General features: G+C 61.7%; 18 protein-coding genes. 1 reads left to right on the forward strand and 17 read right to left on the reverse strand.

Features of this window, described 5'->3' with window-relative positions:
• Window positions 1-44: 44 nt before the first annotated feature.
• The 11 genes from E4P00_RS27070 to E4P00_RS27120 form a co-directional block, all read right to left on the reverse strand.
• A complete protein-coding gene (locus E4P00_RS27070; RefSeq protein WP_216090991.1) occupies window positions 45-974 on the reverse strand; it encodes a VOC family protein in 930 nt (309 codons plus the stop codon).
• The gene (locus tag E4P00_RS27075; protein ID WP_032877012.1) at window positions 971-2,335 is read right to left on the reverse strand and encodes a cytochrome P450; all 1,365 of its coding nucleotides are present in this window, start codon (window positions 2,333-2,335) and stop codon (window positions 971-973) included. The genes E4P00_RS27070 and E4P00_RS27075 overlap by 4 nt, the downstream gene beginning before the upstream one ends.
• Before the next feature lie 125 nt (window positions 2,336-2,460).
• Window positions 2,461-3,312, reverse strand: coding sequence for a 4'-phosphopantetheinyl transferase superfamily protein (locus E4P00_RS27080; protein WP_078820780.1), 852 nt, complete (start codon window positions 3,310-3,312; stop codon window positions 2,461-2,463).
• 60 nt (window positions 3,313-3,372) lie between these two features.
• Window positions 3,373-6,465: an isoleucine--tRNA ligase gene (ileS, locus tag E4P00_RS27085; RefSeq protein WP_078820779.1), complete on the reverse strand. Its 3,093-nt coding sequence runs from the start codon at window positions 6,463-6,465 to the stop codon at window positions 3,373-3,375.
• Between the two features lie 82 nt (window positions 6,466-6,547).
• On the reverse strand, window positions 6,548-7,486 hold the full coding sequence (locus tag E4P00_RS27090; protein WP_103735466.1) for an alpha/beta hydrolase: 939 nt from the start codon (window positions 7,484-7,486) through the stop codon (window positions 6,548-6,550).
• A gap of 45 nt (window positions 7,487-7,531) precedes the next feature.
• The gene (locus tag E4P00_RS27095) at window positions 7,532-11,107 is read right to left on the reverse strand and encodes a beta-ketoacyl synthase N-terminal-like domain-containing protein (RefSeq protein WP_216090990.1); all 3,576 of its coding nucleotides are present in this window, start codon (window positions 11,105-11,107) and stop codon (window positions 7,532-7,534) included.
• A gap of 11 nt (window positions 11,108-11,118) precedes the next feature.
• Window positions 11,119-11,862, reverse strand: coding sequence for a polyketide synthase (locus E4P00_RS27100; RefSeq protein ID WP_032877017.1), 744 nt, complete (start codon window positions 11,860-11,862; stop codon window positions 11,119-11,121).
• A 53-nt stretch (window positions 11,863-11,915) separates the two neighbouring features.
• Window positions 11,916-12,683, reverse strand: a complete 768-nt coding sequence (locus E4P00_RS27105; RefSeq protein WP_032877018.1) for an enoyl-CoA hydratase/isomerase — start codon at window positions 12,681-12,683, stop codon at window positions 11,916-11,918.
• Complete coding sequence (locus E4P00_RS27110) at window positions 12,680-13,945, reverse strand: hydroxymethylglutaryl-CoA synthase (protein WP_032877019.1); 1,266 nt, start codon at window positions 13,943-13,945, stop codon at window positions 12,680-12,682. Before E4P00_RS27110 ends, E4P00_RS27105 begins: the two co-directional genes overlap by 4 nt.
• On the reverse strand, window positions 13,942-15,180 hold the full coding sequence (locus tag E4P00_RS27115) for a beta-ketoacyl synthase N-terminal-like domain-containing protein (RefSeq protein ID WP_032877020.1): 1,239 nt from the start codon (window positions 15,178-15,180) through the stop codon (window positions 13,942-13,944). The genes E4P00_RS27110 and E4P00_RS27115 overlap by 4 nt, the downstream gene beginning before the upstream one ends.
• Window positions 15,167-15,403 carry an acyl carrier protein gene (locus E4P00_RS27120; protein ID WP_032877021.1) on the reverse strand — a complete coding sequence of 79 codons (237 nt, stop codon included), beginning with the start codon at window positions 15,401-15,403 and terminating at the stop codon, window positions 15,167-15,169. Before E4P00_RS27120 ends, E4P00_RS27115 begins: the two co-directional genes overlap by 14 nt.
• Window positions 15,404-15,564: 161 nt before the next feature.
• Here E4P00_RS27120 and E4P00_RS27125 point away from each other — a divergent pair, with 161 nt between their 5' ends.
• Window positions 15,565-16,575: an NAD-dependent epimerase/dehydratase family protein gene (locus E4P00_RS27125; RefSeq protein ID WP_248133364.1), complete on the forward strand. Its 1,011-nt coding sequence runs from the start codon at window positions 15,565-15,567 to the stop codon at window positions 16,573-16,575.
• 20 nt (window positions 16,576-16,595) lie between these two features.
• Here the strand turns inward: E4P00_RS27125 and E4P00_RS27130 are convergent, their stop codons facing one another.
• The 6 genes from E4P00_RS27130 to E4P00_RS27155 all read right to left on the reverse strand — a co-directional run.
• Window positions 16,596-16,847, reverse strand: a complete 252-nt coding sequence (locus E4P00_RS27130; protein WP_032877023.1) for an acyl carrier protein — start codon at window positions 16,845-16,847, stop codon at window positions 16,596-16,598.
• A 56-nt stretch (window positions 16,848-16,903) separates the two neighbouring features.
• Window positions 16,904-17,926 (reverse strand): zinc-binding dehydrogenase, encoded by a 1,023-nt coding sequence (locus E4P00_RS27135; protein ID WP_032877025.1) that lies wholly within the window; start codon window positions 17,924-17,926, stop codon window positions 16,904-16,906.
• Between the two features lie 23 nt (window positions 17,927-17,949).
• Window positions 17,950-18,693, reverse strand: a complete 744-nt coding sequence (locus E4P00_RS27140) for an SDR family NAD(P)-dependent oxidoreductase (protein ID WP_032877026.1) — start codon at window positions 18,691-18,693, stop codon at window positions 17,950-17,952.
• 40 nt (window positions 18,694-18,733) lie between these two features.
• Window positions 18,734-19,012, reverse strand: a complete 279-nt coding sequence (locus E4P00_RS27145) for a phosphopantetheine-binding protein (RefSeq protein ID WP_032881025.1) — start codon at window positions 19,010-19,012, stop codon at window positions 18,734-18,736.
• Between the two features lie 78 nt (window positions 19,013-19,090).
• Window positions 19,091-20,350, reverse strand: coding sequence for an NADH:flavin oxidoreductase/NADH oxidase family protein (locus E4P00_RS27150; RefSeq protein WP_032877027.1), 1,260 nt, complete (start codon window positions 20,348-20,350; stop codon window positions 19,091-19,093).
• A 32-nt stretch (window positions 20,351-20,382) separates the two neighbouring features.
• Window positions 20,383-24,587: beta-ketoacyl synthase N-terminal-like domain-containing protein (locus E4P00_RS27155; protein WP_248133365.1), on the reverse strand; the 4,205-nt coding region annotated here is incomplete at its 5' end.

Genomic DNA, 24,587 nt, shown 5'->3' on the forward strand with positions numbered 1-24,587 from the left:
TGCCTGTGCTCCTGTTGCTGTTTGCCAAAACACCGCACGAACGCTCAAGGCGATGCGCGAGCCATCCTGGCCGACAACCCGACCAGCCCTCCAATCAGTAACCGCGCCAGCCTGGCCAACCTTCCGGGAGCGCGAAAGCCCCAGATGGCATCCATCCAGGCGGGCAATTGCAGCAACTCCACCGACAGCCCAGCGCGGCTGCGCAGGTACACCACGTGGGATAACCCACCGCCAACCGGCGGCGTGCTTGAGCTGAAGCCTTCACGCAGCACGCGTCGGTAAAGGGCATTGAAGTGGCTTGGGCGGCGTACGCCCAGGGCGACATTCATCAGTCCGGGTTCATTGAGTGGTCGTACGGCGCCCACGCCTTGGCGGTGCACCAGTTCGATCCAGTGCTCACCCGCATCCAGGGCGCAGCGCGGCGTGTCGCAGCTGACCGTGGCCGAGGGCTGGCACGCCGACAGCGGCAGCCCCAGCGCCCGATGAAAATAATCCACGGCGTCCTCCAGATCTTCGACCACCAGCCGTACGCCGATAATGCGCCCGACCGCGCCGCCAGCCTCAGCCTCCACCAGTTGCACCGGTACGCCATCGGGGTCGCGCAGCACTGTGCCGGCGAGGTCGACGGGTATACCGGCCGCCTGCAAGCGCGCCACGGCGGCGTCTATATCGGCTACCGCGACAAACAAGCGCTCGTAGCCGCTGCGTGTGCGCGTTGCCGCCGGCAACCGGCACGGTTGGCTGAACTCGAAGAATTCAAGCTGAAAAAATGCCTGTGCGTCAGCCATCCAGTAATTGACGCCCTGCACCACCGTCATCTCGAACAGTCGGGCAGCCATGGGTCCGCGAACCTGAAAACTGCCGGTGGCACGCAAACCCAACAACGCGGCATAAAACTGCATGCTGGTGGTGGCGTCGGCGGAGCAGATTGCGACCTGGCACAATCGCGGTGGCGCAAGTTCGGACCTGCTCACGGGCGATTCCGTGGCGTAAAGGAAATGGCAAATCGCTCGCTCAAGCCTGCGGCGGGGTTGGAGAAATCCATCTTGATATCGCTGAGCTTGCACGCCGGGCGCAAATCGGTGTGATACAAAAACAGCGCCAGGTTCAACGACAACAGGATATTGGCCAGCCCCGCCCCGATGCAGGTGTGCGGCCCACGACCGAAGGGTGCCCAGGCGCCGCTGGCGCGGTGTTCAAGCCGCGGCTCTTCATAGCGAGTGATGTCGAAGACCTGAGGGTTCTTGAACCACGCAGGATCCGTGTGGTTGGCAGTGGTGAATAGAATGATGTCCTGCCCTTTGTCGATCGAGTAACCCTGGAACTCGAAGTCTTTCGCTGCCGTACGGCGCACGGCGTAGGCCGTTGGATAAAGACGCATCACCTCGCGGATGAAGTTCTTCAGGGTCTCCATGTTTTCCAGGCCATCAGCGTCCGGCAATCCCTGGCTGAAACAGGCATCCACTTCATCACGCAACGCCTGGTGCAAGTGCGGCTGCTTGAAAAGCTCCAGCAACATGAAGCTCAAGGTGGCACCGACGGTGTCGATGCCTGCCAGGTAGGAGATGATGGCGTGGTTGCGCATATCTCCTGGGGTAAACCACTGGGGCTGGACCATCTGCCCTTTTTCCTTGAGCGTCTGGAAGTAACCCTGGGTTTGCTCCTGGGTCCGTTCCGACTCGATAATCCGGTCGGCCAGCGCCTGCACCTGCTTTTTCGCCGCCCGGTAACCCGGCAGGCGCAACGCCAGCCGCGGCCACTTTTTCAGGGCACAAACGTTCATGGCGGTATTCTGATACCGCATCAGCGCCTCGACTTCATCCGGCGTGGGTTGATAACCCTGCAGTGATCCACCAATCTGCTGCGACAGCACATGCCGAAACAGCGCCGACACCTTTTGATCAACGCCGTAGCGCGCTTGCAGGGTATCCGTGAAGATCTGCGCAAGCATGGGAATGCGCTCGTTGAACGCCGACTTGGAGAACAGCGGCTTCATCAGGTTGCGCTGGAAGCGATGGGCATCACCATCCACGCCGATGAACGAATGCGGGCATTGCATCTCTTGCAAGGTCGCTTCCCAGAACCCGCTTGAGACAAAGCAATCCTTGCCCTTGTCCGCCACGAATCGGTTCGCCTCCATGCCGGCCAATACCACGAAGTTCATATGCGCGGCCTTGACCCGGTAGACATCGCCATAGGTACTGCGCGTGGTTTGCAAGAAGCCCAGGGGGTTGCGGATCAAGGCAAGCGCACTGCCGAGCAGTGGCCAGCCCTTGACCACGGGAAGCTGGCGGTTGCCGGCCCCACTCGAGACCTCTCTTTCCCACGATGTCATCGTTGCTCTCCCGGATGGCGTTTGGTCTATGCATTGCCGCGCCCTGCCTGCGACACATCAGTGCCCAGCGAAAAAAGCATAACCAAAAGCGGCGCGATCCAAACCTATAAGCACTGATAGGTAAATTAGCCGAGGTCGATCTCGGGTGTGGCGCAGATGCCCGGCAGCCTCCATGGCGGCGTCACCGTGTGGGGGGCCGCTTGGCGCCGACACAGGCAGGCCAGGTCGAGGGTACGCACGCGGGGAATGACTTCCTGCACGCGCAGGCAAAACCTGGCCCGAGGCGATTCATGACAGGCAGCCACAGCCAGGCAGTAGCGCGCCAGCAGCAGTGTTGACCAGAATTGCCAATGCCGGGCGTCGGTTGTCGGTGGGTTGAATTGAAGGGAATGCCCGCAGCTTGGCCCCAGCCGGAAGGCAAAGCTGTCGAGCGGTACAGCAAGACCTTCGCCGCGGGCCTTTATGTAGGCTTCCTTGAGTGTCCATATCTCGAAAAATCGCTGCGCACGGTGCGCTGCGCCACACTGCTGCAGGTCGTGGCGCTCGGCGGCCGCAAAGAACGTATCGGCCACCGAAACGCCGTCGCCCTGGCGCTGCAGGTCTTCAACATCGATGCCGATTGCCTGTCGCGACACGGCCATGACGATCAAGCCATCGGTATGGGAAACATTGAAGTGCAGGGACTGCGAGGGGTCCAACACCGGATCGATACACGGCTTGCCGTGATCGTTGTAGGCAAAGCACCAGTGCTGCGGGGGAATACCGGGGCGATACATCGACAACACATGACGCACAAGCGCCCGGGTAACCAGGTACTGATGGCGATGTCGGGCAAAATGAAATTGCGCCATCCGCTGGCGCTCACTGTCACTGAGCACCGCGGCATATTCGGCCAACAGGTCAGCCGCGACGATCAACTCATCACGACAGACCCACAACTGGATATCGCCCGGTGGTAACGGCCACTCACGATCCATCGTGACTCCAGCGGCACCACCTGGTGCCGCTCGACAGCGCGGCACCAGGTCGGCATTGCCTCAGGCCAGTACGCTACGGCGCAGTTGAATACGCACAGGGTCGCCCTCGGGCAGCTCGACTTCGTCCACTGCCAGCGGCGCCTCAAGATCGCTGCGCAACAAGCTCTGGACCAGTAACTGGCTCTTGAGCCAGTCCTCGTGGTGCACCAGGATCTCATCGACATAGGCACCGCCGAGCACGGCGATGTCGACTTTTTCGGTGTAGCCCAGCTTGGCTTTCTTGCGCAGGTCTTGCAGCCTGCGGTTGAGCTCACGTACGGCGCCTTCGCGCTTGAGCGAGGCATCGATGTCCAAGTCCAGCCAGACCACCATGTTCTCGACAATCCCGACGTTATTGAGCGTGTCACGCACGGTCAGGCGACGCTCGAACTCGTGGGGCTGGATCGTCTGCCCTGCGGCAACCAGCCCCCCCTGTTCATCGATTACATACTCTCCAGCCTTCACCGCTGTGGTGACCGCCTTCATCGCCGGGCCCAGTCGCTTGCCGAGCAAGGAGAAGATCAATACCACCACGGGCTGCGCCCACTCGTCGGCATCGGCGGCCCACTGGACCTGCTTGACGTTGAGTTCCTCCTCGAGGAACTGTGCATAGCGCTCCAGTACGGCCTGTTCGATACCCGCGACGCGAATGCTGCGCAACGGAAACTTCTGCGAAACCCCATTGGTTTCGCGCACATTGCGCACGCTGGCGATCAAGTTACGCAGGCTGCTCATCTCATCGGCCAGCTCGTACGACAGGTACTGGCGATCGATGCTCGGCCAGTCTTGCAGGTGCACAGAGTCGGCATACCCCAGTTCGGTGTAGACCGCCTCAGCCAGAAACGGCATGAAGGGCGCCAGCAGACGAGCAAAATTAGATAACGCGTAGTGCAGCACTTCATAGCACTGGCGCTTGTCGTCATCCAGGCCATCGCGCCAGATGCGTGCCTTGTTCAAGCGCAGGTACCAGGTACTCAAGACGTTGATGAACACTTCGATACGCGAATAGATCTTGGAAAAATCCAGAGACTCCATCCACATCTTGATATCCGATTCCAGCGCCGCCAACTCATGCAACAAGTAGTGGTCCAGGACATTGTCCAGGGGCTGGCCAAGGTCGCCGGAAGGACTGAACTGGTCGATTTCGGTGAACGTTTTATAGAACTGCAGGCAATTCCAGAACAGCAGATGGTAGCGGCGCACCACGTCGCGCACCGACTCTTCACTGAACTTGATGTCCTCTCCCTTGCAGACCGGCGATGCCAGCAAGGCCACGCGCAAGGCGTCCGAACCGTGGGTCTGCATGAGATCCATCGGGTTGGGGTAGTTCTTCAGGCGCTTGGACATCTTGCGACCGTCCTTGGCCAGAATCACCCCGTGGCACATGGCGTTCTTGAAGGGGTTCTGCTCGAAACAGCCGGTGGAGATGACCATCATCGTGTAGAACCAACCGCGGGTCTGCGCAAGGTACTCGACGATGAAGTCGGCAGGGAAAGTCTGTTCGAACTCCTGCTTGTTTTCGAACGGGTAGTGCCGACTGGCGAACGGCATTGCGCCCGATTCGAACCAGCAATCGAAAACACCGGTCACCCGACTCATGGTGCCCTCGCAGCACTGGCAGGCGAAACGATGCTCGTCGATATGAGGCACATGCAGGTCTTCGACCTTGCGCCCGGAACGCGCTTCGATCTGCGCGATGCTGCCCATCACCTCGACGGTGCCGCACTGGTCACAGCGCCATACCGGGATGGGCGCACCCCAGAAACGGTTGCGTGACACCGCCCAATCGCGGGCATTACGGATCCAGTCCCCGAAGCGCCCTTCCTTCACATGCTCGGGCACCCAGTTGACCTGGCTGTTGTTTTCCACCAACTGCTCGCGCAGCGCCGACGCGCGGATGAACCAGGACTCTACCGCGCGATAGATCAGAGGGTTATCGCAACGCCAGCAGTGTGGATAGTTGTGTTCGATCTGTTCTTGCTTGAACAGCAAGCCACTGCTCTTCAGATCTGCAAGGATGCGCGGCGTGGCCTCGAAAATATTCTGCCCGGCATACTGCGCCACCGCATCGGAAAAGGTACCGTCGTCGCGAACAGGGTTAGGTGCAGGCAACTCGTATTGCTGCCCGAGCAAGGCGTCGTCCTCACCGAACGCAGGGGCAATGTGGACAATGCCAGAGCCATCGCCCATCTGTACGAAGTCGGCGGTGACCACGCGATGGGCCGAGGCATCGATCACCTCGCCGACCACCGGCAGATAACGCAGCCCAGCCAGCTCTGCGCCGGTACAGCGTTCCAGGATCACCGGCTCATCGAACAAGCCGCCCAGGCAACCTTCGGCCAGCCATAGGCGCTCTTCGCCGTGCTCGATGCACACATAGTTTTCATCGGCGGCCACGGCCAGTGCGACGTTGGCAGGCAACGTCCAGGGTGTGGTGGTCCATGCCAGGAAGAAAGTGTCCGGGCGATCTTGTTGCCTGAACTTGACATAGGCGGACATATCGCGGCGCGGGCGGAAGGCGTCGTCCAGGCGCGCCTCGAAATTCGACAACACCGTCTGGCAACGCACGCAGTAAGGCACGATCTTGCCGCCCTCGTAGACATGCCCCTTGTCATGCAAGGTTTTAAAGCCCCACAGCACCGACTCCATGTAGTCGTTATCCATGGTCTTGTAGGCGCCATCGAAATCGACCCAACGGCCCATCCGGTTGACAAAGCCACGCCAGTCATCGGCGTATTTGAGCACCAGCTCTCTGCACTCGTCGTTGAACTGCTCCACGCCAAACTCGAGAATATCGCGCTTGGACTTGAAGCCCATGGCCTTCTCGACTTCGAACTCCACCGGCAAGCCGTGGCAATCCCAGCCCCAGCGGCGTGGGACCTGTTTGCCGAGCATCGTCTGGTAACGCGGTATGACGTCTTTGATATAGGAAGTCAGAATATGGCCGTAGTGCGGCAGGCCGGTAGCAAACGGCGGGCCGTCATAAAATACGTACACCGGCTTACCCTCACGGGCGCTGATGGATTGCTCGAACGTCTTTTCTTTTTCCCACCGCTCGAGTACCGCATCTTCCATTGCCGGAAATCTAACCGGCCCACTTCCTTCCGTACTCATCAGTCACACCTGTCAGTAAAAACAAAAAAAGCACCCCCTCGGGGCTTTACCTTACCTGGCGGTCTGCCGCCGCCATCGCCCGTCAATCCACGTCTGCCTCACCCTGTCGACTGGCGGCCGATACAACTGACGGCGCACAAAAAGGGGTGAGAAAAGCAGGTGGCACGGTACGACAGTCAAACGCTTCCAGCGTTTGCAGAAACCCCAGCATAACCTTGGATACACTCTCTTGTGTATCAGAGAAAAGCGTGTAGTGCCCCCAATCGTCCATGATGCGCACCTGCGCATTGGGCAGAATCTCTCCCAGGCTCAGTGAGTCCTGGAACGACACCATGGTGTCTTGCCGCCCCCCTATCACCAGGACTGGCACGCTGATCGGGGCACACCACTGGCGATCCACTTCAGGCTCAGCGGCGCTTTGGATCAGGTACATATAGCGCAGCAATGCCTGGGGGCCGCTTTTGAAGGGAGCCTCCACCAAGCCGCGGATGCGCGCATCGGCCAGCCCTGTGAGGCGGGTGGCTGTCTGTTCCGTGTTATTGGCGAAGATGGTGTGGTACATGAAATCGAGCTTGGACTCATCTTCGACCAATATGCGACTGACCTTGCCAATGGCATCGCCAGCCACTGCGCTGTAGCGGCTATTGAAGAAATTCGGGCTGTTGAACAACAGCAGCGCCTCCAAGCGTGCGGGCCATCTGCGCGCATAAGCCAACGCGGTATGAATGCCGGTGCACCAGGCGGCCAGTACCACCGGGCCAGGAGCGAGCATGGCCATCAGGTGTTCCAGGTCGCGCACCTGATCGTCCAGCGCATATTCGCGAAACCTATCGTCATACGCCCCCGGCAATCCGCGCCGTTCCCAGGTGACAAAGCCAATACCGGCCGCCTGCAGCGCCTGGGCCACGCCCTGCGTCACGGCGTTGCCGATGCCCAGGGCATTGACGAACACCACGGTGCCACCCGGCGCCTGCGTGTGTAGCACCTCCAGGCTCAAGCCATCGTGCGTGATCAGTTGCATGCTGTGTGTCCCTCTCTTCACTGTGCCTGCTTGCCCCAAGGTGCCTCATGTACCGGTTTGTCGCTGCCCCGCCACGCCTGCTGCCAGATTGTTGATCTCGTCCCAGATGTGCAGCGAACGGCTTTGCCATGCCAACGGATAGCGGCTGGCGGCGGCCTGATAGAAATCCGCCGCGGCCTCCCGATCCGTCGCAGCCCGCCGGCAATACTCGTTCAGGGCCCAGCCATAGGCCGAAATCGCCAGGCCCGAACCCAGGCCGGCGTTGGGCGAGCCGGTGCCGGCTGCATCTCCTACCAACAACAGGTTGCCATCAACTACCCGTTCGGCCCTGCTGTGATGCACCGCAATACGTTGCGTCAACCAGTTGATCCCCTGGTGCTCGACGCCCCAGCTTTTGGCGAAGAAGTCAGCTTTGTCCAAAAGCAGCTCGAGCGCCGGTGGCGTCGGTGTGCTGCTGTAGAACGCCACGCCAAACTCTTTGCGCACAGGGTAGGCCAGGCCAAAAGCGCAGTGATCGAGACGCCCGCGCGAATCGAAGGCGAACTCATAGCTCAAGCGTGACGTCGCAACCTCACTGGCGCAGTGAAACACATACCAGCTCTCACTGCCCTGAGGGGTCTGCAGCAGCGTGCACTCGATGCCCGCGGCCTGGGCCACGGCACTGCGCGCACCGTCAGCGACCACAACCAGATCGGCATCGAGGGGGAATGACGGCGCACCTGCCGTTGCACTCAGCAACACTTGCCAGGTAGCGGGCCTGCTGTCGTCGGCGACCACCGTCGCCTGATGGTCGGCGATAAACCGCACGCCCCGCGCGCAAGCCTGCTCCATCAACACCGCCTGCAAGTCGGCCAGGGAAATGGCCATCACCGACTCACCCACGAACAGCTCGGCGACTGTCTCGTCTCCATACGCCATGCTTGCATCGATACTGTCGAGAATGCCGGCCGGCAACTCGCGGGAGAAATACCGGGTGCGCTGCCCGGCGCTATTGAGGTAGAAATCGTGTCGCACGATCCGTGCGGCGCGCCGTGCCACGGCATCCAGCACCCCGATGCTTTTCAGGTAGGGCAAGGTGTGAGGGTAAAGCGTGACCATTTGCATACGGTTGATCGCGGTACGCTTTTCGACCACATACACCTGCTCGAAACCATTGGCCGCCAGGGTCAGGGCTGCCACCAGGCCAGCCGGCCCGGCCCCCAGCACCACACCGCGTTTGCCGGCCCATGCCCGCTCCGGCAGCGCGGCGGGTTGGTGGGCAAAATCGAAGGCGTAGCCGTTGCGGTGGTACACCTGCAATTGTTCCGGCGCAACATAGTTACTCGCCGCAGGCACACTCGGCACGATCGGCGTAGCGGTCGACGGCATCGGCTCGCTGACCGGAGGCGGCGTGGGAGCGAGCATTTGCTCAAGCTGTTCGATCAGCGCGCCGGCTGTCCTACACAGCACTAACTGCGGGCCGTCACGACTCTCATCCAGCCCCTCCAATGCCTGGCAAAGGCAAGCCGCCAGCACCAGCATGGTCACTGAATTCAAACCGTAATCAAGCAACGGCTTGCCCAATTGCAACGTGTGCGGATCGATTTGCGTCAGTGCGGCGATTTGCGCACGCACCACCTCATGCACATCCTCGGCGTTCGCCTCCAGCGCGATGGCTATCGCAGGCGCAGGCGTGGCGGATGTGTCAACGGTCGGCAGCCAACAGTGAACCTTGGCAAACGGATAAGTCGGCAGCTCGACGATGCGGCGGCCAGCACGCAGGCTGGCCTGGCGAGACACCTGTTGCAGGCTGATCTGTCCAACGACCCAGGCCCGGGCCTGCTCTTCCAGGCTCAACGTCTGGCGCTCAAGGGGCGCGGTATCCGGCACCTCGACCTCCTCAAGGTCACCATAGTGAATCACCACGCCGTCCACACTGCCCTGTTGCCGGTGAACACAGGCCAGCGCCGCATCCAGAGTGTCGAGCAAGGCGCCAGGTTGGCGCTGCACCCATGCCACCCGGCAGTTCATGGCTTCACGACCCTGGCTGAGGGTAAACGCCAAGTCATCCAGGGTGAGCGAAGGGGTGGCAGCCAATGCTTGCCGAGCACTGCCAAGCACAGCCTGCAGGCGCTCGTTAGTCGCTGCGGAAAAAACCAATAGCCACGGGCCTGGCGTTGAGACCGGCTCAACGGCGGCGGGTGCAGCGTCGTACGCCTGCAACAGCAGGTGGGCATTCGCACCGCCAGCGGCGAATGTATGCACAGCGGCACGGCGCGGTGTCGGCCAGGGCATGCCGCCAGGTGCATCGCTGGGATGGTGCCAATGCTCCAGGCTGCGCTGGGCCCGCAGCGGCGCCTCATCAGCGCGGGTTTGTGGATTAAGCGGTTCGGTCAGGATCGACGGCACCAGCACCCGGTCACGCAGTTGCAACGCCACCTTGATCACCTGCGCCAGGCCAATCGCGGCTTCTGCATGGCCAATGTTCGACTTCACCGAACCCAGACGGCAGTGTGGCAAGTGCGTATTGCGCGGCCCATAGACGCTTCGCAACGCCTGGAACTCAGCGACATCGCCCAGGGTTGCACCTGAGGCCGAGGTCTCGACGTAATCGACACTCCGGGGGTCGATGCCCGAGCGCTGGAAATGCCGCGACAGCAGGGTCTCGAACGCAGCAGCACTCGGCACGCTGTAGCCGGGTGTATAGCCTTTGTGGCTGATAGCGGTGGACTTGATCACCGCAGTGACCGTGTCACCTTCTTCAATCGCCTGTTTGAGCGGCTTGAGCAGCACCGCAGCCACGGTTTCACCGGGCAGGAACCCGTCTGCCTGCCCGTAGGCTCGAACCCCCGGATGACTGGCGAGCAGTTGCCCCTGGCACAACGCAATATATTTGAACGGGTGGATAGACAGATTCGTCGCCCCCACCACCGCCAACCGGCAACTGCCGCTGCGCAGGCTTTCGCAGGCCAGATGCAGCGCCGTTGCCGCCGAGGAACACATGGTGTCGAGCGCCAGGCTGGGACCCTTGAGGTTGAAAAAATGCGAAATCCGGTTGGCCATGCTTGCGGTCGATGACAAGGCTACCGTGGCCTTGCGCGGCACATCGGCGTCGAACGCGTGGTACTGCTGATACATCGAACCGGTAAACACCCCGACCTCGCCGTCGCAGGACTCAGCCAGGTAATCGCGGGTGTAGCCGATGCGTTCGAACAAGGTCCAGACCTCCTGCAAAAGCAGGCGCTCCTGAGGGTCCATCAACTGGGCTTCGCGCGGAGAAATGCCGAAAAACAGTGAATCGAAACGGTCCACATCCTCGATGAACCCGCCCCATCGGCAATACGCCCTGCCCGGCTCACCCTTTTGTGCACTGAAATACGTGTCGGTATCCCAGCGGGTCGCCGGCACTTGCGTAATGCTGTCTACGCCAGCACGCAAATTGTCCCAGAACTGCTCCACCGACGCCGCACCAGGAAAGCGTCCCGCCATGCTGATGATGGCAATATCGCCAGCTTCCACCGCCACGGGATCAGGGGTTTGCGCCGTCGGCTGGGGTGCCGGCAGCATACGCAGGCGTGCCTTGGCCTGCTCGATGCTCAGCCGGCCCTCGCGCAGTTCGTCGAGGATGGTCTTCAGGGTCATAAGGGTCTCTCTCACCGGCCAAACAAGGTTGAGATTCGCTCGCCGACTTCCGGCTGATGCATTGTCAACGCGTGCATCGCCAGCTCACGCTCAATGACCGCGGGGAGGTCTTCGCGCAGCTTGCGATTTAGATGGTGCTTGAGCGTGACCAGCGACAACCGGGGCTTGTCGGCCAACTCCATCGCCAACTCCAGGGCGTGGGCCAGCACCTGGGCACGCGGTAACACTGCAAACGGCGCGCCGCGTGCTTCAAGTAGCGCACCACTGTAGCTCTGCGCCGCCAGGAGCATTTCCTGGCCGAGGCTACCGAGCCGGGAGGGCAGGATATAGGTCGCGCCCATGCCGGGGGTAAAGCCGTACTTCATGAAGTTGGCGGTATACAGGCTCTCGCGGGACAACACCACGATGTCGCAGAACAAGCCCATTACCAGGCCGCCGCCGATAGCATGCCCCTGCATCGCGGCGATCACCGGGATCTTGCATTCAAATGCAAGGCTGTAGACATTGGCATCGGTAAAATCGCCACGCGTCTGGTTCAAGGCAAGCAGCCCTTCGCGGGTGCCGCCACTGCAAAAAAAACTGTCGTAGCCCGTGATCACCACTGCCTTGTAGGCGTCGCTGGCGTTGATTCGCGCATAGGCCTGTATCAATCCGTCGATCAACGCCGGCGTGAAGGTATTCTTATGCTCACGGTCCTGGAGCGTGAGCACCACTACCCCGTCGTCACGCGCCTGAAAATCGATGACACTGTCCATCGGCACTCCTCTTTGCAACGATTCGCCAGCCATGGGCGCGCCCGTCAGGCACATCAATCAGGCTCCCATGGGAACAGGCCGTGGCTGACATAGCGGTGGATGTTTTCGCGGGTGCGCGGGTTGCTGAATACCTGGTGATTTTGCTCGATGGCCATCTGTCGGGCGTCGAACGGTAACGTGGACAGCCTGTTCATATAGCCCTTGTATTGCTCGACGCCATGCTTGGACAGGCGCCGCAAGCGCAACAGGTGGCGGCGCAGCAACGCATCGCTATCGCTTGCCACGTCGTCCGCCAGCCCCCACTGGCTGGCCTGTGCCGCACTGACCGGCTGGGTCGACAGCGTCAGGTAATGCGCGCGCTGGAAGCCCACGCGACGAATCAGAAACGGCAACACACACGCCGGCATTACGTCAAAGATGAGTTCCGAGAGGCTGAACTGGGCATCGGTATGGCTGAGAACGATGTCACTCGCAGCCACGAAGCCCATGCCCCCGGCGTTGGCCTTGCCCCGTACATGACTCACCGTGATGAACGAACCGGTAACCATACGCTGCCAGATTTCATAGAGCCGCTCTGGTTGATGGCGTTCGCTGGCGCCGCGCACGGCGTCGTCATGCATGCCTTGGAAATCTGCGCCGAAACAAAAAACCTCGGGCCCGCCTTCAAGCACCAGCACGGTCGAATGCGCCTGGCAGTGTTCCAATACCCATAGGCATTCGTCGACCATTTGGCGGTTGATCGTATTGTTCGACTCAGGACGCGCAAAACGCAGGAATGCCAGGCTGCCTTCAGTGCGAAACTCGGTGGCCTGGAAGTTCATGGCTGGAAACTGTATTCGCGGTGGTAACCGTTGATCGCGCTTAACAGTAACTTGCCCGACAACCCTCCCGCCGCGATTACGCTGTCGGTGACTGGACAGGCGACGGTGTGGTCGCGGGTACCAAACCGCACGGCGTCATTGCCCAGCAGGATTGACTCGTACTCAGCCAGGCTCAGGCTATAGCGACTATCGAGTTGTTGTGCGATGGCCTGGGCAGACAGATGATCACGACTCTGGGGCGTGACCGTACCGCTGAAAAACTCCGAGCAGCAACCCGAGCCATAGGAAAAGCATCCAATACGCCGAGGCTCATCGAACCGCGCGGTGCTGATGATGCCGGCCAGGGACAGAAACATCGTGGCCCCCATGATATTGCCCACGCGTTGGCAGTACGCCAGCCCGGGCGCCACACGCTGGGCGAAATCAGCTTCGATGGCTGGCGGGTCGGCTGGCGCGAACTTGCGCATCATCAAGCGGTGCGCGCCTTTGACCATGCCACCAAAAGGCGTGTGAAACGCCAGGTAGTCGAACGTGCGCGCATAGTCCACGTCGTCGACCCGAAGGCGATATTCATTGAAGGTTTGCTCACAGCAATCCAGGTACGACATCAACGATAGATCGGCGTCCCCGGCTTCGCTGTCGGGCTCCGGCCGACAGGTGTCCATCACCTCGAAGCTGTAATAACCACTGGCGCCGATGTCGAGGCTGAATACATGCGGCTTGTCACTGATCAACATGGCCACTGCGCCCGCACCGCCACTGGGTTCCGAAAAAGCCCAGTCCTGCGCTGCGGCGCCGCCTTCACCAATCATCAGGAAGCGACACAGGTCCACTGCGACCACCAGTGCCTTGGCATTGGGCGAGGTCTGGGACAACACGAACTGCACCGCGCTATGAAAACCGGCAGTGCCCGAGTAGCAGGCCTGCTTGAGTTCGAAAACCCGGCAGTTTTTTTTCAGCCCCAAGTAGTCATGCACATAAGTACTGACGGACTTGCCGAAATCGATTCCCGACTCGGTACAGGTAATCAACAACTCAATCTGATCGCGCTCTTGCGGGCTCAAGGCATCGATCAGTGGCTTGGCGGCATTCACGGCAAACGTCACCGGGTCTTCGCTGTGCAACGCCACGCTCTTTTCGTGCATCAACAGGTTGCCGAAACGCTGGGAGTCCAGCTTGCGGTGTCGCGCAAGCATGGTCACATCCAGGCTCGCCGCGCCGCCAAATACGTTCATTGCCTCGATACCCACTTGCCTCGTCATTGCAGCCTTCCTGAGTTTTCCAGACACAACGCTGTATTGATGCCGCCGAAGCCATAGCTGAGGTTGAGTGCACAGCGCAGGGCGTGCTGTTCAGCGCGGTCGCAGACCCATGCGAACCCGGTATCCAGGGGGTGATCCAGGTTGCGGTTGGGGTGCAGTTGCCCGGCCTTCATTTGCAGTACCGTGGCTATGGTCTCCACCAGCCCGGCAGAAGCCAGGCCATGACCGATGAGGGACTTGGTCGCGTTGATCGACGCCTCGCGCAAGCCGCAATGAGCCAAGGCACGCAGTTCGGTTTCATCACCCAGTACCGAGCCACTGCCGTGCGGGTTGATATAGTCCACCTGGCGCGCCTGCCAGCCCGACTTGTCCAGGGCCTGGCGGATCACACAGGACTCCCCGTCAAACGAAGGGTTGGGGTTGCGATTGCCGTCCATCGCCACTGACCAGCCGGCAATCCGCGCATACGGCGAAACGCCACGGCGGCGCACGCTGGCCTCGCTTTCAATCACCACGACTGCACTGGATTCACCGTAGATGAACCCATCGCGATCACGGTCAAAAGGGCGGCACGCCAGGGCCGGACTCTCGGCAAAACGGTCCGAGCCCATCGCCCCCAGGGAGCGAAAGCCATGGCACTCCCAATACGACAGATCCATCACCGGCGCCAAGGCAATGCACACGTCCACATCCCCGGCTCGCACAGCCTGGGCCGCATTGATAATCGCCATCTGCCCACTGGCCGACGCAGCCCCCAGAGTGTAAGCGAACCCCCGAATGGGGAAGCGCTCGGTGCAAACTCCACACAGGTCGGTATCGAGAAACTGCGTCGCGTAGCTGGGCTTGATGAAGTACGGGGTCAGCGCGCAAGGCGCATGGGCCTGCTCGATGGCGCGCTGCTGGAAGTTAGAGCCACCGACCACCAGGCCGATACGCGTCGGGTCACACTGATCCAGCTGCGCATCCGCCCACGCTTCTGCCAAGGTCGCCAGGGCAATGCGCGCAGAGAACGACATGCCCCGCGAACCGGATTCCAGGTTGGCGCCGGCTTGCTCGTCCACATCGATTTCAGCACCGATGAATGTGCTTTCCAACTGACGACCCGGGCGGCGCATCATCGAAAAAGCATGATTGCCAGCCAGCAAGGCCTGGATAAAGTCATGCTGACCGGTGCCGATGGACGAAGCCACGCCCAGCCCGCTGATCAACAGCCCTTGCGTGTCAGAGCTTGCCATGAAGCAACTCGGCCAATTCGCCGATATTGCGAGCGGCCTGCGTCTGCACCATTGGCATGCGCAACCCAAGGGCGCTCAAAGTCATGGCGACGATGTCGGCGCGGTCCATCGAATTGGCGCCCAGGTCCACCAGGCGGTCGTTCCGGGCGATGGGTTGTTGAAGTTCAGGGAGGGTTTCGCGGGCATGCTTGACGATCAAATCGAAGACTTCGGCCTGGGTCATTTATCTATCCTTTAGCCGGCTCAACCGGTGGTTGCTCAGGGGGTGCAGCGACTAACTTAGCGGATCGAAATCGGCGGGAAACCTATAAGACCTTGTAGTAGTCAGTGATCGCGGTCTGGGCTATACCCAGCAACCGTGTGAACACCCAAGGATCGCTACCGATGCCCCGACACATCTGTATCACCGGCGCCTCAGGCTTTCTGGGCAGCCATATTGTGGAAAAGCTGCTGCACCACGGCTGCACCGTCGACGCCCTGTTGCGCCGCCCCACTGCGCATTTGCAAGGCCTGGCAGCCCGCCACGCGCAACTGCGCCTACACGTAGTCGACCTGGCGCAGCCAGGCGCGTGCAATGCCCTGTTCAGTGAGTGCGACACCGTTATTCACTGCGCCGCCAGCGTCACTAACAACGCCCGGCCTGGCTCGCGGCTTTGGCAGCAAACCCTGGAAATGAATGTCAACGGCACGCAAAACGTAATCGACGGCATACGCCAGGCCGCCAGCGTGCGCACCTTCGTGTACACCTCGTCGATGGCGGCCATTCTGTCGCCAGACATGCCAACCGGGCACGCCTTCAGCGAGGCCGACTGGAACCATGCCTCCCTGGAAGCCAGCGACCCATACTGGTATTCCAAGACAGCCGCCGAGCGACTGGTGACGGACGCCTTCCAGCCCTGGCCCTGCGAGCCTCGCGTGGTGTGCATCAACCCATCGGTGATCATCGGGCCGGTGCTCGACCCCCGGCATGCTGCCACCAGCATTGCCATCCTCCATGACCTGCACACGGGCAAGACACCGGCCTGCCCGGACCTGAACTTTCATTTCGTGGATGTGCGCGACCTGGCCGAACTGCATGTGCGCGCGGCGCTGGATGACGTCATTGAGGGGCGCTTTATCGTGCCGGGCCATGAGGCTTCGATGCTGGAACTGGCCACAATGATCAAGCAGCGCTTTCCCGACAGCAAGGCACCCCAAAGACGAGCACCCGACTGGTTGATGTACCTCAGCGCGATGCTGAACCCACGCCTGTCGCGTCGCTATCTGCGACAGAACCTTGGCGTGCGCCGGGTATTCGATGACCAGCGCGCCAGGCGCGCCTTTCAATTGAGCTATCGGCCGCTGGAACACAGCGTCGCCGATACCCTTCAATCATTATCCCCGACAGCACCCTGAATCAAGGTAGCGCAGGGCACCTAGCCATGCGCTACCAGGAGATTGACCAGATCGCCTACGGTGTCAAACTTGTAGGCCTCGTTGTTCAGTTGTGCAAACTGGAAATTCGAGCGTTCCTGCAAGCGCGTGAGCAATATCAGCTTGTGCAGGGAATCGATGCCCAGTTCACCCTGCAAGTGCGTTTCAGTCTCGATCGACGCCGTCTCCCATCCCGGCAACTTCAACTCACGGATCGACTCACTGACCGTTTGCTGCGCCACGTTGATTTCCATCTTCACCTCCTCCTACAAGCGACAAAAACGCCGGCGCGTGCAGGCGCCGGCGCGGATTAGAATTGCAATACGATCTTGCCGAACACATCCCGCTCGCGCAGGCGCTGCAAGCCACTTTCGAAACCGGCCACCGGCATCACGCAGTCGATCACGGGCAACACGCCCTGCTGGATCAACGCCAATGCATCGCGCAGCCCACTCAGGGGCGCACCGAAAGAGCCATGAATGTGAATTTGCTGATTGAACAGGTGCATCAGGTTAGTGGGCGCCTCCACGCCTGTGGTCGAGCCGCAGATCACCAGGCGGCCACCACGCGCCAGGCTCAGGAGACTCTGCTCCCAGGTATCGGCCCCCACATGCTCGAACACCACGTCGACCCCGCGGCGTGCCGTCTGCTCGCGAATCACCCGCAGGAATCGTTCCTCACGGTAATCAATCACATATTCGGCGCCCAATGCCCGGGCACGCTCAACCTTGTCGGCACGACCAACCGTTGCGAATACCGTGACACCCAGGTGACGGGCCAGGCGAATGGCGATTGAGCCGATCCCGCTGCCTCCCGCGTGCACCAGCAGGGTTTCGCCGCTCATCAGGCGTGCGTTGTCGATCAACATATGGTGCACCGTGGCGAAGGTCACCGGCGCGCAGGCCGCCATTTCCATGGGCACGCCAGCAGGTATCGGCACCAGCATACGCAGCGGGACATCGACGTACTCGGCGGCAACCCCGTCGCAATGAAACCCCATTACGCCGGGCGAGTCGGCGCACAGGTTCTCCCGGCCGGCTAGACAGGCCGGGCAGCACCCACAAAATACACTGGGGTAGATCGCCATGGCCTGCCCGATCAGTTCGGGGTCACTACCTGGCCCCACGTCCTGCACAAAGCCTGCGCCTTCGGCACCCACCGTGACAGGCAATGTCCGTCGTGCGAAGGCCATCCCGCGGTAACCGAAAAGATCCAGGTGATTAAGCGTCATGAACGCCATGCGCACCCGTGCGTGACCCGGCGCGGGCCTGGCAGGCAACACCAGCTCGCGCAGCGCCAGGCGCTGTTTATCAACCAGTTGAAGCGCCCGCATCAAACCTCCTCATTACAGGTTGGCTAGCCGGCCATGCTGCGTGACAGGCCACCATCGACGGTGAGATGTTGCCCGTTGATGTAGCTGCCGGCCTCTGAAAACAAAAACGCCGCCAGCCCCGCCACTTCTTCCGGCGAACCATAGCGACCCGCTGGGATCCGCCGGTCGATGGCCGAACGCTGTTCGGCGTAGCGATCCAGCAGTGCCGTCTCGATAAAACCCGGCTCGATACAATTGATCGTGATAGCGCGCGAGGCGACTTCGGTCATGCTCGAACGTACAAAACCCCGCAGCGCTGCCTTGCTGCTGGCGTACAACGCATTTCCCTTCATACCGAAGTCGGCTGCGACCGAGCCGATGCACAGGATTCTGCCTGCGCGGCGCATGGACATGGGCCGCACCAGGGCCTGGTACAACTGCACAAATGCCCAGAAATTGACTTGCATCATGTGCCGCGCGGTATCCAGGTCCGCAACGGCGGCCAGGCTGTCCTGGCTGACGCCCGCGCAATGCACCAGACCATAAATGTCTTCTGCCTCCAGCGAGCGGCACAGGCCCTCCACGGCCAAGGCATCGCCCAGGTCGCAGCCAACCCAGCGTGCGCTGCCTGCGCCGTATCGGGCGTCCAGCTCTTCGCACAAGGCAACGCCCGCGCTGATGCCACGGTGCCCGACAATCAATACGACAAACCCGGCCTGCACCAACGCCGTGGAAATACTGGCGCCAATGCCTCGGCCGCCGCCGGTAACGACTACCTGCCTACGCATGCCTGAATCTTCCGGGGCCAACCGACGGCCCAGGTATCACTCATGCCGAGGCTGCCGCACGAGCAGCGATCTGGGCAACGAAGTGTTCCATCACGAAGTAATCAGTCATTGCCGCGTTGCCTTCGTTGACGGCACTCATCCATTGGCCCACCGGGATACGGATGTCGTAGTGCTTCTCGATGCAGAACACCGCATCGAGAAAATCCACGCTATCGATCCCCAGATCGGCGAACAAGTTGGTGGTCGGTTCGATATCGCCGGGTTGAACCTTGCAACTGGAAGCCAGCGTACTGACTACGAACGTATAGATTTCTTCCATGTACATGTTCCGCCTTTCAGGGTTCATGGGAGGGACTGTCGGGCGCAATGTACAAGAGTGCCTAAGGGCTGCCACCTATCAGCGCTTATAGGTTGAGCACTGCGTACTGCGCTTTTTCCTGGCGCAGGCGGCAAAATCCAGCAGGGTCTTGCCCAGGCTGAGCCACTCGCTCAGGCCGGGCTTAGGCAACTGGTGGCGGGCCATACGTTGCAATTGATGTTCGTACCACGACACATCGAGCGTCGCGATGCGGTCCAGGGCGGCAAAGCCTGTACTCAAGGGCCGCAGGTCGACACGGTAAGTGGCTTCGGACAACAGCTTGACCGGCATGTCCGGCTCCAGCGCCAGTGGACGTGCCAGCCCAATGAAGTCGGTGGCCGCGTCTCGCAGCGCCGCGGTCATCGCAGCGCCAGAGCGGAAACCACCGGTGACTACCAACGGCAGCGTACTGACCTCGCGCACCCTGGCCGCGTAATTGAGAAAGTAGGCTTCGCGCTCGCGGGTGCTGGCCGCCTGGTTGCCGACCATCACCGGGCTTTCGTAGGTGCCGCCGGATATTTCCAGTTGATCGAGCCCCAAATTGCCAAGGGCTACCACCACCTGCAACGACTCCTCTTCGGTAAAGCCACCCCGCATGAAGTCCGCCGAGTTGAGTTTGATCCCCACTGGAAACGCGTCACCCACCACGCTGCGGATCGCCTGGTAGACCCGGACCAAAAAGCGCATGCGATTGGCCAGGCTCCCGCCCCACTGGTCGCTACGCTGATTGTGCAGCGGTGACAGGAACTGGTTGATCAGATAGCCATGGGCCGCGTGGATCTGCACGCCAGTGAACCCGACGACCTTGGCCAGTCGCGCACTGGTGGCGAACTGCGCAATGATCTTTTCGATGCCGTCCTCAGTCAGTGCGCGCGGGCAATTGAAGTGTTTTTCCAGCCCGCTGCCCAGGCTGATGGCCGATGGCGCCACCGGCTCGTCGCACAGCAGCTTGATGATCTGCTTGCCCGGATGGTTGAGTTGGGCCCATAGGTGCGTGCCATGGCTACTGCCTGCCAGGGCCCAGCGCCGGAATGCATTCAGGTCGCTGTGGGCATCCAGCACGACGTTTCTCAACTCGCCGATGGCATTGCGATCGACCATGATGTTGCCGGATATCGACAAACCTATGCCGCCCTGTGCCCACTGGCGGTAGAGGTTCTCCATGCCAGACCCTGGATCATGGCGTCGATCTCCGAGCTGTTCGCTCATGGCGGCCTTGACCAGGCGGTTTTTCAGGCGCACGCCATTGGGCAGCACGAAGGAGCTGCCCAGATCGGGCAGCGCTGGACTCTGGTCCATGGTCACATTCCTTGAGAGTGAAGAGTGATCGGTCATTGGGTGGCGGCCTCGTTCCGGCTTTGCAGGAATTCGGCCAGGGCACGAATGGTGGCGTGCTGTACCAGCCAGCGCGGCTCCACCAGCCAACCCAAGGCCCGACTCAATGCCGAAGACACCTGCATGGCGCCCACCGAGTCCATGCCATACCGGGAAAACGCGGTGTCCAGGTCAGGCTCATCAACCACCAGCACCCGCTCAATCACTTCGCGCACTTGCTCAAGCAGTGCACCCGCGCCGACCGTTGCCGGCCGGGGTGCGCTGGGGAAGAACAAGCGGTCGAGACGGTCAATGGTCGCCTCATCCAGAGCGTCGAGTTCAAAGCGGCTGAGCACTTTGCACCATTGCGCGGCATCCGGCGTCGCCCCGGCCTCGCACGCCTGTTCCCAGGCGTGCAGTTGGGCGTGCAAGCCGATGGCATCGCCAGCCGGCGGCACACTCGACGCGGGTAAAGGTTCGATGCCCAGACCGCGACAGGCCAGGGCCGGATCGAGCACTTTCATCGCGCCGACCACACCCGGTTCGGCGCCGGTATGCAGGTACTCGAACGCCGACTGCATGTCGATCAGCCCTAACCCAAGGGCCTGCAAATGCGCCGGGCGATTGGCCGGCATGTATCGATCCACGCACCAGGCACCCCAGGTGCAAGCACTCGATACGCCATGACGCTTGCCCTGGCGCTCAAGCGTCTGACGGTAGCGCACGAAAGCATTCTGGAACGCGGCGGCATACCCGTAATCGGCTGAACCACGGATGCCATAGGCCGCCATGGACGAAAACACGGTGAAAAACGCCAGGGGTTGATCGGCAGTGGCCAGATCCAGGTTTATCGTGCCCTTGACCTTGGCCCCAATCGAGCGTTCGAACGCCTCCCACTGCTTGGCCACAATCAAGCCGTCATCCACTAGCCGCGCCAAGTGAATCACACCCTGCAAAGGCCCGGCCGCCTGCACGCGACGCTCGACCACCTGTTGCAGCGCCGGCAGGTCAGTGATGTCGACGCTGCTGTAATCGACCGTGGCGCCCAATGCGCGCAGCACATCGCAGCGAGCCTGTTGCTCGGCGTTCGGCGCCGAGCGCGAGACGATGCTCAGGCGCGCCTGGAAGGTGCCCGCCAGTTCCTGGCACAACAACTCGCCCACCGGCCCCAGCCCGCCCACTACCAGGTAATGGCCATCGCGGCGAAAGCGCGGGGCTTGCGCCTCAGCCGCCTCACGCTGAACCAATAGCCGGCGCAAACGCTGGGTACCCTGGTACTTGACCACGGCTGGCGCACTGCCCTGACGGTCGGCAGCCAGCCATTCACGCACAATCAACTGTAAATCGCTGGCGGGGCCGGCCACGGCGTCACATTCCAATAACGTCCAGCCGTGCCGAGCATTCTCCAGGCTCGCGGAAGCCGCAAAACCGCTGATTGCCTGGGCGTCACAGTCGCTGCCGGAACCGCTTGCGCGATACACGTGGAAGCACTCCACGGCATGCTCCCAATCGGTCGCCATCAGATGCCGGCTGACCTCCAACACTTGCTTGATCGCGTCCAACCCTCCGGGTGGCGACGCCCTCCCGTCGCTGGAGTTCTCACCGATGAAGAAGATCACCTCGGGTAACGCCCCCCGAGCCGGCAGTGCATCCGGCAGCAGGCGCTGGACGGACGGCGGCGGGCTCCCTGCCTGCGCCCACAGCGTGCAGAGCAGTTGGCTGAAGGCATCGAAACGCGCTAGTTCACGGGTGACCACCGCCACGCGCGCGCCAGACCTGGCCTTGATGCTTGCTGCCCAGTCAAAGTTGCTCGGCAGGTCGTGAGCCCGCCATTGCTCCGCGCAGAACAACCACTGGCCCGCCACCTCCTCTGCCGGTACCGCCGTCGGCTCCTCGACCTCGGGCGCCGATACCCAATAGGACTGACGCAAGAACGGATAGGTTGGCAACGGCACGCGACGCCGCTCATCGGCCATGAACAGGCTGGAATAATCCAGCTCATACCCTTGTACAAACGCTTGCGCCAGGGAGGTCAATGCCTCGCCACGTGTCGATTGATCGCGATTGCCCATCAGACGAATCAGGCACTCGCGGGCCGCCTGCAGCACCTCCTGTTGTTCAACGAAACGGCGTACGTCCCAATGCCCGCTATGCACCGTCGCCTCGTCGCGCCCCTGCAACCAGCCTTCAAGACTTTGCTGCAATTGCCCGGCGTCATGGGTGACCATGGCCAGGCGCCATTCGTGGTGCTTGCGCCCCGCCATCAGCGTATAGGCCATCGCTGCCATGTCCAACCGTTGCACGGCCACACAGTGGGCAGCCAGATTGCTCGCCTGCTCGCGCAATTGCTGCGCGGAGCGCGCCGACAGCACTACCAGCCAGGGCCCGGCCCCGGACGCGCCGCGCTGTTGTGGAAGCGGCGCCTGCTCCATCACCAGGTGAGCGTTGGTACCGCTGAACCCGAAGGAGCTGACCGAGGCACGCCGTGGCACACCGTCGAGTGTGGCCCAGGGACGCAGTTGATCCGGCACATAAAAGGGGCTGCCCTGAACGGCGATGGCCGCATTGGCCTGGGTGAAACCCGCTGCCGGAGGCAACTGGCCGTGGCGCAGCGCCAGCGCCACCTTCAGCACACCGGCGACTCCGGCCGCAGTCACACAATGCCCAAGGTTGGATTTGATCGACCCCAGGGCACAGTAGCCTGCCTGCTGCCCAGGTCGGGCGAACGCTCGCGTCAAGCCTTCGAATTCGATCGGGTCGCCAAGCGGTGTACCCGTCCCATGGGCCTCCACCATCGAAATCGTACCCGGCTCAATCGCGAAGTCACGGTGCACCTGGCGAATCAGCCGCTCCTGGGATTGCGCGCTCGGCGCAGTGATGCCATTGCTGGCGCCATCCTGGTTACTGCCAATACCACTGATCACGCCATGAATATAATCGCCATCCGCCTGCGCCTGGCGAAGGCGCTTGAGGATCAGCACACCGACGCCTTCGGCGGGGACGAAACCGTCGGCACGCGCATCGAACGCGTGACAATGCCCGCTGGGCGAGAGCATGCCGGCGGTTTGCGCCGCCTGATAAAACCCGGCGGTTGACTGCACGAACACACCGCCGGCCAGGGCCATGCCGATCTCCTCGGTCCAGAGCGCCTGGCATGCCAGGTGGATCGCGACGAGCGAACTGGAACAGGCGGTATCCACGGCAATGGCCGGGCCCTGTAAATCCAGATGGTAGGCGATACGTGCAGGAATGATCGAGCTGGCGTTGCCCCAGAAGGCTTGCGCGGGCGCAGCTTCAGCGAACAGGCTGCGATAGTCGCTGGCACTGGCGCCTACATAAACCCCCACCGGTTGCCCCTCAGTCGCCTGCCCTACGTAGCCGGCATCTTCCAGTGCCGTCCAGGCCTGCTCGAGGAACAGCCGCTGCTGCGGATCCATGCAAGTGGCTTCAAGGCCAGAGATGTTAAAGAACGACGCGTCGAACTCATCGATCCGGGATAACAGGCCACCGCGCTGGCACAGGCCCTTTCCTGACACATCGGCTTGGGAGCCGCGCAGGTCCCAGCGCTCGACCGGGGTGGTCAGGTCGCGGCCTTGGGCCAGATGTTCCCATAATTGCTCGAGGGATTCGGCGCCGGGAAAGCGGCCGCTCATACCAATGATGGCAATGGGTTCTCGCACGAAGGACTCGGGCGACTGAACCCTTGGCGCCGGGGCGGCGGCAGGCGAGGACGCTGTCGGCACTGCAACGGCCAAGGGCGCGACCGGTGCGGCTGCCGCACGTGTCACCGCGGGCTGCGGTAAGTGCGCGCCATGTTGCTCGACAATATGCCGGGCCAGACGCGTGGCGGTAGAAAAGTCGAAGAGTGCCGTAGTGCCCAGGTCGATACCCAGGCGCTCATTCAATACCCGTACCAGGTTGACGCCGGTGATCGAGTCAAGCCCGTAATCGGAGAATGACTCCTGTGGATCGATCACCTCCAGGGCGACCTTCAATGCCTTGGCCACACTGGCCATGACTTCCTGGCGCACCAGGGTAAATTGATCCGCGGCCGCGGCCGGTACCGGTGCCGCCACGCCGTGTTGCGGCGCAGCAGCAGGCTGGGCGGCCAAAGCCACCTTCGGCGCCGCTGGTTGGCTGACACGCCGAGGCACCTGCACGACCCCGTTGCTGCGCGCCATCACCACTTGCTGGCCCAGCCCATGAAACGCCTGGCACGGGA

This window comes from Pseudomonas sp. B329 (assembly GCF_023127835.1).
GTDB lineage: Bacteria > Pseudomonadota > Gammaproteobacteria > Pseudomonadales > Pseudomonadaceae > Aquipseudomonas > Aquipseudomonas synxantha_A.

Bases quoted from the DNA above. Each gene is read 5' to 3' on its own strand.
- E4P00_RS27075 (WP_032877012.1), bottom strand. From the start codon at position 2,335: ATGACATCGTGGGAAAGAGAGGTCTCGAGTGGGGCCGGCAACCGCCAG.
- E4P00_RS27080 (WP_078820780.1), bottom strand. From the start codon at position 3,312: ATGGATCGTGAGTGGCCGTTACCACCGGGCGATATCCAGTTGTGGGTC.
- ileS (WP_078820779.1), bottom strand. From the start codon at position 6,465: ATGAGTACGGAAGGAAGTGGGCCGGTTAGATTTCCGGCAATGGAAGAT.
- E4P00_RS27090 (WP_103735466.1), bottom strand. From the start codon at position 7,486: ATGCAACTGATCACGCACGATGGCTTGAGCCTGGAGGTGCTACACACG.
- E4P00_RS27095 (WP_216090990.1), bottom strand. From the start codon at position 11,107: ATGACCCTGAAGACCATCCTCGACGAACTGCGCGAGGGCCGGCTGAGC.
- E4P00_RS27100 (WP_032877017.1), bottom strand. From the start codon at position 11,862: ATGGACAGTGTCATCGATTTTCAGGCGCGTGACGACGGGGTAGTGGTG.
- E4P00_RS27105 (WP_032877018.1), bottom strand. From the start codon at position 12,683: ATGAACTTCCAGGCCACCGAGTTTCGCACTGAAGGCAGCCTGGCATTC.
- E4P00_RS27110 (WP_032877019.1), bottom strand. From the start codon at position 13,945: ATGACGAGGCAAGTGGGTATCGAGGCAATGAACGTATTTGGCGGCGCG.
- E4P00_RS27115 (WP_032877020.1), bottom strand. From the start codon at position 15,180: ATGGCAAGCTCTGACACGCAAGGGCTGTTGATCAGCGGGCTGGGCGTG.
- E4P00_RS27120 (WP_032877021.1), bottom strand. From the start codon at position 15,403: ATGACCCAGGCCGAAGTCTTCGATTTGATCGTCAAGCATGCCCGCGAA.
- E4P00_RS27125 (WP_248133364.1), top strand. From the start codon at position 15,565: ATGCCCCGACACATCTGTATCACCGGCGCCTCAGGCTTTCTGGGCAGC.
- E4P00_RS27130 (WP_032877023.1), bottom strand. From the start codon at position 16,847: ATGGAAATCAACGTGGCGCAGCAAACGGTCAGTGAGTCGATCCGTGAG.
- E4P00_RS27135 (WP_032877025.1), bottom strand. From the start codon at position 17,926: ATGCGGGCGCTTCAACTGGTTGATAAACAGCGCCTGGCGCTGCGCGAG.
- E4P00_RS27140 (WP_032877026.1), bottom strand. From the start codon at position 18,693: ATGCGTAGGCAGGTAGTCGTTACCGGCGGCGGCCGAGGCATTGGCGCC.
- E4P00_RS27145 (WP_032881025.1), bottom strand. From the start codon at position 19,012: ATGGAAGAAATCTATACGTTCGTAGTCAGTACGCTGGCTTCCAGTTGC.
- E4P00_RS27150 (WP_032877027.1), bottom strand. From the start codon at position 20,350: ATGGACCAGAGTCCAGCGCTGCCCGATCTGGGCAGCTCCTTCGTGCTG.